This is a genomic window from Rhodobacter aestuarii, assembly GCF_900156655.1.
In the GTDB taxonomy this organism is placed as follows: domain Bacteria; phylum Pseudomonadota; class Alphaproteobacteria; order Rhodobacterales; family Rhodobacteraceae; genus Rhodobacter; species Rhodobacter aestuarii.
The window spans coordinates 137,083-146,704 of record NZ_FTOG01000002.1; the positions used below are offsets into that span (position 1 = coordinate 137,083).

Consider the following 9,622-nt stretch of genomic DNA (forward strand, 5'->3'; position numbering starts at 1 on the left):
GCCTAGCGCATCACACCCCGCCCCAAAGCCCCGGCGTCGATCCCGCCCGAAGGCGCAGTCCGGGCCGCTGGGGCGGCAGGAGCCGTGGCCGCAGGCGTGGTGCGCCGCGTCGTGGTGGCCGGGGCCGTGCGCGCAGCCGGTGCCGCAGCCCGCACCGGCGCCGGGCAAGTGACATCTTCCGCCGTCAGAATATGGCGCCAAAGCACCAAGGTGGGCTCACGCGTGGGCGCTTGCGTGCCGCGTTGCGCATAATACCGATCCACCGCCCCGCGCGAGCCATTGCCCCACTGCCCATCCACCCGCGCCGTGTAACAGGCCATGCGCTGCAATTCGGTTTGGATCGCGGCGACCAACTGCCCCGGCGGCGGATCAAAGGCACCGCTCTCCACCACAGCGGCAAAAGCGGTGGCATCTTCCGCCCGCATCGCAGCGCGGTCCTCGGCTGAAAGGCCCGAAATGGTCAAAGCCTGCGGCTCTTCTGGGGTCAGGGGGATATCTTCATCGGGGCGAAATGCGGCTTCGGTCGGCGCAATCTGCCCCACAATCACAGAAGGACGCGGCAAGCCCTCCGCCGTTGGCCGTGCAGCCAGCAAGACCCGCGCCGAGACATCCACGATCCGCAAGCCCCCGCCCGGTCGCACCGCAGCGGGTGTGACCGCAGGCGCAGGCACCAGTGGCGAAACGGGGCTTACCGGCGACACAGGCGAAACCGGGGACGGCGTGGTGAGCGGGGAGACCGGCCCAGTGCCCGAAGGCGTCGTCAAGATCGTGCCGCTGCCCCCCGCAGCGCGCGGCATCGCATCAAGCTTTTGCCAAAGTGCGGCCAATTCCTCTGCCTGCTCGGGCGGAAGGCTCCGCAAAAGCGCGGCGCGATCCGCATAAGGCGCGGCAACACCCGTTGAGGCCACTTGCGCCACGGGCGCAGGCAGGCGGTGCAAAAGGCGATTGTCAGCCCAACCCGCACCGGGGGCCGCTGCAAACGCCTCGGCCAAATCGGAACGGCCACTGCCCAAGGCGCTCAAGAACCGATCTGTGAGCCGGGGTTCCCCTGTGGCCTCTGCCGGGCAGCCTTGCGCGGGGTCCGCGGGTAAAAAGAAAACGGTTTCCGCCAAAGGATCGACGCGGGGTAACAGCGGCAGAGCGGGAGGCGCATTTTCCGGGGCAGCATCGGTGGCCGCGTCGACCTCCGGCTCCGGGGCAAAGGCGGGCGGCGGAGCCGGAAGTTCCGCGAACCCTGAGCCTGCAGTGTGACACCCCTCAATCACCACCACGACCTGCAGCGCCCCACGCGCTTTGAGTGCCTTCACCGTCGCGCTAAGGGGCCACCCTTCGGGCCGTCCACCGGTTTGGCTTTGCGCGCCGGGCGCCAAAAGCCATGTCTCGCCGCCTTGCGCCAAAGTCGGGCCAGAGAAATAGAGGATCGTCAGCGGGGCGACCGTCCCAAAGGCGAAATTCGCAGGATCCGCATTTTCACGCCGGATCACAGTGACACCGGCCCCGATCATCGCGCGCGAAACGGCCATCCCGTCTTGGCGCGCCTGCTTTAGCTCGCCCCCGCCCGCTTTCGTCGTCACGAGCACATAGCCCACACGGTCTTGCGCCCATGCGGCTGCGCCGGGCAGGGTCATCCCCAGCCCCAAAGCAACCACGGCAAGACACTGGCGCAGGTGCATAGACACCCCTCCGGCACGCAAAACGACTGTGCTTAGTTTAGGTGAAAAACGCTTTCGCGGCCACATCGAAGCCCATTCCTTCCCGGCCCGGCTCATGGTGTGGCCCTTAAAAACAGGGTCCAATCTGCATTGTCGCCGGTATCGACCTCGATGAAAGGCGCTTCAACATAGCCGCGCAACGCGCAATCTGATTCGCCCTCAATCACAAAACGCTTCGGCGCAATGCATAACGGCACCGAACCAGAGAGCAGTTCTTTGCCAAAAATATCGGTCGCAAAAACATACAAAAACCGCGCAGCAATTGGCTTTCGGATCACTTCTGCACATTGGTTGGGGCCAATCTTCCACCAACCCCGGCTTTCGAACCCCACCCCATCGGGTTGGCCGATCGCTACATTGGCAAGGTCAAGCGTCTGATTGCAGACCTGAAATCCGGCTGTTGCGGGCGGGCAAAACACCGCCCAAAGCGCAAGCGCCGCCGCCATCACACGGCCCTTTTTTTCCAGCCTGGCAAAGCTCAACACTTCTGCAACACCTTTCCCGCGCGTCGCCCGCAAAGTTGAGAAAAAACGCTCTTAATGATAAAGTCAGCCTGATCGAGTAGATAATAATACCCAACAAAATACGAAAGCGAACCCAATGCTCAAGTCCTTTGGCATGATGGTGACGGCTTTAGTCTCCGGGGTTTCCGGGGCAGCATTCCTTGCGACTTCCCAAGATCATTTCTCCAAGCAACCGCAAGCCGAAGGGCCGCAACTGCGGATCGAAACCGCCGCTTTGAGCGATGCGCCTGCGCTCGCTCCGGCACCGATCCGGCTTATCTCCCCCACAGCGCCCAGCGCTGAGGAGGCGCGGCCAGAGCTTTCACCTGCCGCGCTCGAAATGCCCGCCGCGCCTGTTCTGGTCGCAAACCTTCCGGCGAGCGCATCAACTGCTTTGGCGCCGCTGCATCTGCCCGCCATCGCCATTGCCGAACAATCCGTGCCGCTCACGCCCCGGCGTTATACGGCGGCCGAACGCGCCGAATGGCCACGCCCCGTGCCCGCCCCGTGGCGCGGAGGCCCCATCGCGCAAGACGATACGACGGGCTATGTTGCGCCCTATCTCTCGCCCGATGATATGATCACGCCGCTGCCAGATTTTGACGCGGCAGAACCGGCCTCTGCTCCTGCGTTGCGGCGAATGCGCACGGATCAACCCGATTTCAACCCATGGAGGACGGGCGTCTACCGATAGACAACCCCGACCCCACCCGCTGATGCGGGTTCAAAAAGATTGCATCTTGTCGCCTGCCCGCTATCCAATCGAGGGGTTACGCGGGAATTTCTCTGCCCGTCCGATTCTGCCTGCCCTTTATCCGGAGACCTTTGCCGATGACGTCCGCCTCCGCGATCACCACGATTTCTGTCTTTTCCGCCCTTGGAATGCTGTCACTCGTCGGAACAACGGTGGCGATATTCAAGATCATCCAGTTCAATCGGCTGGGCGTTGGCAAATTGAAAAAGGCCGAAGCGATCCTTGATGCTTGGCTTGGAGGCCGCCCTGATGAGGCGATGCGCGCCGCATCCAAACGCGACTGCGTGCTGGGCCGGGTGCTGCAAGGCACGTTAACGGCACTGCGCGCGCGCCCGAATGACTCTGCCTATGCCGAAGAATTGGGCCGCCAATCCGCGCTCATTGAACTCACCGCGATGTCCTCGCGGATGCGGGTCTTGGAAACGGTCATTCAAGCCGGGCCGATGCTCGGGCTTTTGGGGACCGTGGTCGGTATGATCCAAGCTTTTGCAACGCTTGCCGATGCGGGTGGTGCCGCCGATCCCGCGCAATTGGCTTCGGGCATTTGGACCTCGCTCACCACCACCGCGACCGGGCTTGCGATTGCGCTGACGGCCTATTTCATCGCCAACTGGTTGGAGGCCCGGATCGAGCGGGAACGGCTGACGATTGAAACCCTGATCTCTGCGGCGATCCATGGCCGGATCGAGGCGAAATCCGCCAAGGGTGGGCGCTGAGGGAGGCACGGCGATGCTCGACACCCTCGGCAGCACTGGCAAACTCCCCGCCTCCGAGCGGCGCCACGGCTTTACGCTGATGCCGCTGGCCGATGCGATGATGCAATTGCTGATCTTCTTCATGCTCTCGTCTTCGCTATCCACCTATTCGCTGATTGACCTGCGCACCGGCCCGCCCCTGACAAGCGGCAGTGGCACCGCGCCCTCGCTCGCGGCATTGGTGGCCGACACGGGGCCTGATAGCAGCGCGCTTTGGAGCATTGAGCCGGGGTTCGTGATCGCCAATGGCCAGCGCTTCGGCTTTGACACATTGCCGTTGATGGTCGGCGCATTGAAACAGCAAGAGGCGCCGAAAGTGCTGCTTATTTTGCGCAAGGGCAGCAGCGTGCAAGACCTTGTCGTGGTGCTTGAGGCGCTCTCGGCAGGGGGCGTTGCCGATGTGCAGATCGTCACCGGGGAGGCTGGCTGATGCGCCCCTTACCCAAACCGCATGCACGGGTGCGGCTGGATTTCTCCTTCCCTGTCGTCAACATCGTGCTCTTGTTGATCTTCTTCTTTCTGGTCACGGGGCGGCTTTTGAACCCGGTCGACCCGGAGATTGAACTCGCGGAAACCTCGGAATTGCCGCTTGATGCGCTGCCGTCGCCGCTTTTGGTGATCACGGGATCGGGCGCGTGGCAACTGGATGGCCGCGAGCTTGCCCCCGAATTGTTGGGCGTGGCGATCAGTGAATTGCCGCAACCGCCGGTGCTGCATCTTCTGGTCAACCGCCATGCCGATGCCTCGGTTTTGGGGGCGGTTCTGGCACGGCCCGAACTTGAAGGCGTGCGGCTGCGCCTTGTAACCCTGCGCACCCAGACGGAGGCGCCATGAGCGCGCTTCTGTATCGAGAACGCAGCGGATGGTGGGCCTCGGCCTTCTTAGGGGCGACAGCGCTGCATGGTGGCGCCCTAGCCGCGTATTTTGATGTGATCCCGTGGCAAGGCTGGCTCGCGCCCCCTACCCCGGCGCTGACGGCCGAAATCACCGTCGCCAGCCTGATCGTGCCCGAAGATCAATTGGCACAGCTTGAAGGCGACGGCACCTCTGCTTCTGACCCCGTGCCTCCCGAAGCGGAGCCGGAACCAGAAGCCCAGCCTGAGCCACCACCGGAACCGCAGGTAATCCCGGACCCAGCCCCCGAACCGGAACCACCACCACAGGTGACACCAGAGCCAGAACCGGAGGCTCTGCCCGAACCTGAACCGACCCCGGAGCCCGAAGTGACGGAACCGGAGCCAGAACCGGAGCCGCCTGTGGAGCCCGAACCCGCCCCAGAGCCCACCGCACCACCGCCCGAAGAAACCGCGAACCCGCTTTTGCCAGAAGAAGATCCAGCAGGTGCAGAGGGCGGCGCTGAGCCGGGGCCCGGCCCCGGAGCCCCGCTGCCGGAACCTGAACAGCCAGAGATTGAGCTTCCACCGCTCGAATTGGCGACGGTGGCACCGGATATCCTTCCCGAAAGTGACCCAATCCCAGAACCAGAGCCACCAGCCCCCGAAGCAGTAGATCCCGCACCTGCCGAGGTTCCGCCTGCCGTGTCGGTTCCGGAACCTGCGGCGCCGGTGCGCCCACGCTTGGGCGAACCGATCGTGGCCCCGCCGCCGCCCAGCCCCGATGCCGAGGCTCTGCGACGGCTCGTGTCGCGCATCCGCAAACAATTTGGCGATTCTTGCCTGATCGCCCTTCCGCAACTTGGCGCGGGGCAAGCGCCGAGCGTGGTGATGCTGTCGGACCGCGACCGTTCAATGGTGGGCTATGCCGATGCGGTTTTGCCCGATCCACAAGACCCAGAGGCCGACCCGATCTCCAGCCGCGCGGTCTTGGTCGACAATCGCCAATGCCCGGCGGTGAACTTCTTGCGCGCGCGCGGCGAATATCCGGCCTTTGGTCTTTCGCTCGGCCTTGTCAGCACACAGGTTCTTTCGGGCGGGCGGCTGATTGGCTCGATTGAGGGCGCGCCCAGCGGGACACAAACCGCGCTTTTGTTGGTGGATGACAATGGCGTGGTGCAAGATCTGCGCCGGTTCTTGCAGTTTTCGGGCGGGAAAATCACCTTTGACGTGCCTGTCACCCGCGATGGCGATGCGCGCGATACCAGCCAAATGCTGATCGCGCTCGCCACTCCGAAACGGCTTGATACCGTCACCAACTTGGCCGGGCGCTACGCGGAGGATTTCTTCCCCGCGCTGCAAAAAGAACTGGGCGAAGGCGCGGCGATTGCCGTGCTCCCCTTCGATCTGCGCTAAGTCTTAGGGCGTCAGCGTCAAAAAGGCCGCCTGTGCACCGACCTCCAGCTTGCGCGTGGTGATCTCTGCCGCCACGGCCGGGATCAAGCTTGCCGCAGGAACGCCCGGCGCTGCGGTGCCCGCCGTCACAAGCGCGCGCGGCGAGGCCAGCGCCACAATCAATTGCGGTTCGGGCTTGTCACTGTCGGATTTGAGGCCAATCGCCAGCAAAGCCGAACCATCAGGCTGCCGCTCGATCCGGTCTGTCAGATCGAAAACGGCCCCCGTCCCAGAAACAAGAAACAGCCAAAGCGTGCGGCCTTGCAAATTGGCAATCCGCCCAATCACCGACCCGCCCGAGGGCACCACATCGGCATCGAGCGTGACCAAAGGCGCGTCAGCCTTGCGGCCTTGCAGGCCCCGCATCAATTCCAAAACCGGGCATTGCGCTGTGGTCACCTGTTGCTCAAGCACCGTGGGCGCCGCCCCGAAAGTCCCCGCATAGGCTTGCGAAATCGCAGGCAGTTTGCCCGGCGCATCGGCAAAAACCGCAATCTTTCCACTGTTGCCACCAGAGGTGATGCGCGTGGCAAAACTGCAAGGTTCTTCGGCGCGATAGGCTGCCAAAAACCCTTCCCGCGTAGCAGCATTGGGCGGGCCAAGCGCGGGGGCATTGACCTGTTGCGGTCTTTCCGGCGCCGGAGCGGGATCGACGGCAGGCGGCGTAACGCTTTCTGGCGGCGTCGCCTCTGTGGTTTCGACCGGTTTCGGCTCCGGTTCGGGCGTGGTTTCCTCGGTGATCTGAGGTGGCTTGGGCAGCCCCGGGATCGGCAGTTTGCCCTGCATGTATAGCCAGCCTGCCCCGACAGCCCCCGCCAGCGCCAAAAGCCCAAGAACAATCGGCAGCCCGCCGCCTTTTTTGCGCGCAGGCGGCGCTTCGGACACAGGCTCAGTCTTGGGCAAGCCGGTGAAAGTTCCGCCGCCAGTCGTTGCGCCGGTGACCATTTGCCCGGGCGCCATGGAGGCCGGGGCCATAGATGCAGGCGTCATGGACCCGGGGGGCGGATAGCTCGTCGCCGTACCAGGCATTTGGCTTGCGCCCGTCTGCATACCCCCGGTTTGCAATCCCGCAGTCTGCAAAGTGCCCGGCGGCAGGCTGCTGCCCGCGCCTGTCATCTGCATGGGCGTGGCAATGACCGTGCGATCATCGCCCCCATCCATCGCGCCGCCCCATTGCCCATAGACACCGGGGATCAAACGCGGCTCGTCCAGCAGCCGCACCACCGCGCCCATATCTGCGGGGCGATTCACCGGATCAGGCTCCAACATATGCGCCAAAAGCGGCGCAAGCCCCGGCGGCACGCCATCAAGCGCCGGGATCGCCCGGCGCGCATTCACGGCCTCGACGATCGACGAGCCCATATCAAGCGGCTTGCCGCGCAACGCCGCCGCAATCAGCAGCGCAAGGCCATAAATATCGGTGCGCGGGCCAACCTCGCCGCCAAAATGGCCCAATTGCTCGGGCGAGACATATTTGAACTTGCCCGCGAATTGGCCATGCAACGTGCCTTCCGTCATCGTGGCCGACCGCGCGATGCCAAAATCGATCAGCACCGCTTGGTCCACATTCCCCCCGCGCAGCATGATATTGTCGGGCGAAAGATCACGGTGCACGATCTCTAGCTTATGCGCACGATCCAGCGCCACCGCGACTCGCCTCATCAGCCGACGCGCCTCGGCCTCGGTCAAAACCTCGCCCAGCTTGATCCGGTCAGACAGCGGCACCCCGTCGATGAAATCCATCACCAAGCAGTAGCGATCCACCACCGGCTCATGGAAACTGTCGAGATAACGCGCAATCGCCTCGTCGGTCAGTTTGAACAGAATGCGGGCTTCGCGCTTAAAAAGGCTCAGCACCTTTTCGTCATGCGAGAGCGATTGCAGCACCGCCTTGATCGCGACGCGGTTGCCCGTGAAGAGGTGCTCCCCCTCATAAACCTCGCCCATACCGCCCGCGCCAATCAGTCGGTCAATGCGGTAGTTGTTGTTGAGCACTTTCCCGACAAGGTTGTTTTCGGGCCGTACAGCTTTTTTTTGCTCTTCGCTCATCTTGCCCTCAATCCAGAACCGGCGCCGGGTGGCAGCGCACCGCCACAGCCGTCACGTTGTCATGCGCGCCCCGCTCCAGCGTCAACGCGACAAGTTCATCGCACAAAGCCTGCGCCGATCTCGGGGCCTTGGCCATTTGTTCAATCTCATTGTCTTCGATATGGCCCGTCAGCCCGTCCGAGCACAGGATGAACAAATCCCCAGCCTCAACGCGCCCGGAACTCCGCTCACATTCTGGCAGGTCTGTCACGCCAATCGCGCGGGTGATGACATTGCGGCGCGGCCATGTGCGCGCCTCTGCCTCGGTGATCGCGCCTGCGTTCAAAAGCGCCTGCACCTCGGTATGATCTTCGGTCAGACGAAAGAGGGTGCCGCCGCGCATCAAGTAAACCCGGCTATCGCCCGCCCAGAGGCACGCAAATTCGTCTTCATACAAAAGCAGCGCCACCAGCGTGGCCCCAACCGTGGCCCCACCCAAGGCTTGCGAACGCGAACGGATCGCCATGGTTGCGCGGCCAAGACGTTCAAACACCCGCGCTTGCAGGTCATCCAATGAGCCCGGCACACCGATCTGACCAAGCTCTCCGGTGATCGCAAGCGAGGCAAAATCCCCCGCCGCATGACCGCCCATACCATCGGCCACCACCCAAAGCCCCGCATCAGGGCGGGCAAGGTAGGCATCTTCATTATGGTCGCGGACACGTCCAACGTCGGTGCGTTGACCGGTATCAAACAGGAAAAGGTCAGTCTCGGACATCGTCGAAGCTCCGGGGTGGCGCCGGGTCGGCGGGGGGGGTGACAGGCTCATCATCCATGATCTCGGGCATGGCGGCTGTGACGGGGGCCGGGTCCGCGGAAACGGGGCTGTCTTCGGCAGCCGTACCAGCCAAGATCCACGCCAGCCCGACCCCTTCGGGCAGGCCGGGGCCCGCCATCACAGCGGCGGCACGCCCGGGGGCTGGGTCGGCCCAAATGTAGCTACTATGGCTTGCCGCGCGGCGGTGATCATGTACCGCCAACTCCGCCCAAAGCCGCGCCACGGGCAGCGCAGGATTGACCGCCCAAAGAAGCGAAGACACCTCTGCCGCTGAGGGGGAGCCCCCCACGAGCGCCGTGAAGCTGGGGGCCAGCCCGGCCAAATCGGCAGGGCGCGCCGCCCGTGCCAAATGTGCCGCCTGCACCGCTGCCGCCGCAAAGCCATCGTCCGCCGCAAGCGGTGGCGGATCGGCGGGCGCGGGATGCTGGAGCACCAGAAACGGCCAACGCCGCCCGACCTTATCACGCGAGGGCAACGCCCAACCGCGCAGCGCCGCCCCGCCGCTTTCGGCCAGCACCTGCCCCCCAATCCAAAAGCCAAAGCCCGGGCTTGCGTCCCAGACCGGTTCCCACGCCGCGCCCAGCGTTTTCGCCGCCTCGGGCAGCGCGCGTTCCAGCCAATGATCAAGCGCATGGCGCAGCGCGGGGGCCACCCCAAGGCCGATGAAATCGCCAAAACCGGGGTGTTTCCCGGCAAAGCCGATCCCTGCAGGTAAGCCGGTCTCGCGCGTCCCCCCTGCCATGC

The 9,622-nt window shown here is 64.2% G+C and carries 10 protein-coding genes; 5 read left to right on the top strand and 5 right to left on the bottom strand.

Annotated elements, in window-relative coordinates:
- Positions 1–2 precede the first annotated feature (2 nt).
- Both BW967_RS03845 and BW967_RS03850 read right to left on the bottom strand, forming a co-directional pair.
- The gene (locus BW967_RS03845) at positions 3–1,673 is read right to left on the bottom strand and encodes a hypothetical protein (RefSeq protein WP_076483737.1); all 1,671 of its coding nucleotides are present in this window, start codon (positions 1,671–1,673) and stop codon (positions 3–5) included.
- 92 nt (positions 1,674–1,765) lie between these two features.
- Positions 1,766–2,158, bottom strand: coding sequence for a DUF1036 domain-containing protein (locus BW967_RS03850; RefSeq protein WP_076483996.1), 393 nt, complete (start codon positions 2,156–2,158; stop codon positions 1,766–1,768).
- A gap of 154 nt (positions 2,159–2,312) precedes the next feature.
- Here BW967_RS03850 and BW967_RS03855 point away from each other — a divergent pair, with 154 nt between their 5' ends.
- The 5 genes from BW967_RS03855 to BW967_RS18670 all read left to right on the top strand — a co-directional run bounded on the left by BW967_RS03855 (position 2,313) and on the right by BW967_RS18670 (position 5,973).
- Positions 2,313–2,909, top strand: a complete 597-nt coding sequence (locus BW967_RS03855) for a hypothetical protein (RefSeq protein ID WP_076483738.1) — start codon at positions 2,313–2,315, stop codon at positions 2,907–2,909.
- Between the two features lie 137 nt (positions 2,910–3,046).
- Positions 3,047–3,685, top strand: coding sequence for a MotA/TolQ/ExbB proton channel family protein (locus BW967_RS03860; RefSeq protein WP_076483739.1), 639 nt, complete (start codon positions 3,047–3,049; stop codon positions 3,683–3,685).
- Between the two features lie 13 nt (positions 3,686–3,698).
- Positions 3,699–4,154: an ExbD/TolR family protein gene (locus BW967_RS03865; protein ID WP_076483997.1), complete on the top strand. Its 456-nt coding sequence runs from the start codon at positions 3,699–3,701 to the stop codon at positions 4,152–4,154.
- Entirely contained in the window at positions 4,154–4,558 is a 405-nt protein-coding gene (locus tag BW967_RS03870; protein WP_076483740.1) for an ExbD/TolR family protein, read from the top strand. The genes BW967_RS03865 and BW967_RS03870 overlap by 1 nt, the downstream gene beginning before the upstream one ends.
- A complete protein-coding gene (locus BW967_RS18670) occupies positions 4,555–5,973 on the top strand; it encodes a hypothetical protein (protein ID WP_076483741.1) in 1,419 nt (472 codons plus the stop codon). Before BW967_RS03870 ends, BW967_RS18670 begins: the two co-directional genes overlap by 4 nt.
- 3 nt (positions 5,974–5,976) lie before the next feature.
- Here BW967_RS18670 and BW967_RS03880 read toward each other — a convergent pair whose 3' ends face one another.
- The 3 genes from BW967_RS03880 to tagF are packed head-to-tail and all read right to left on the bottom strand — an operon-like array spanning position 5,977 to position 9,620.
- Positions 5,977–8,061, bottom strand: a complete 2,085-nt coding sequence (locus BW967_RS03880; RefSeq protein ID WP_076483742.1) for a serine/threonine-protein kinase — start codon at positions 8,059–8,061, stop codon at positions 5,977–5,979.
- A 7-nt stretch (positions 8,062–8,068) separates the two neighbouring features.
- Positions 8,069–8,818, bottom strand: coding sequence for a PP2C family protein-serine/threonine phosphatase (locus BW967_RS03885; RefSeq protein ID WP_076483743.1), 750 nt, complete (start codon positions 8,816–8,818; stop codon positions 8,069–8,071).
- On the bottom strand, positions 8,805–9,620 hold the full coding sequence (gene tagF / locus BW967_RS03890) for a type VI secretion system-associated protein TagF (protein ID WP_076483744.1): 816 nt from the start codon (positions 9,618–9,620) through the stop codon (positions 8,805–8,807). The genes BW967_RS03885 and tagF overlap by 14 nt, the downstream gene beginning before the upstream one ends.
- Positions 9,621–9,622 lie beyond the last annotated feature (2 nt).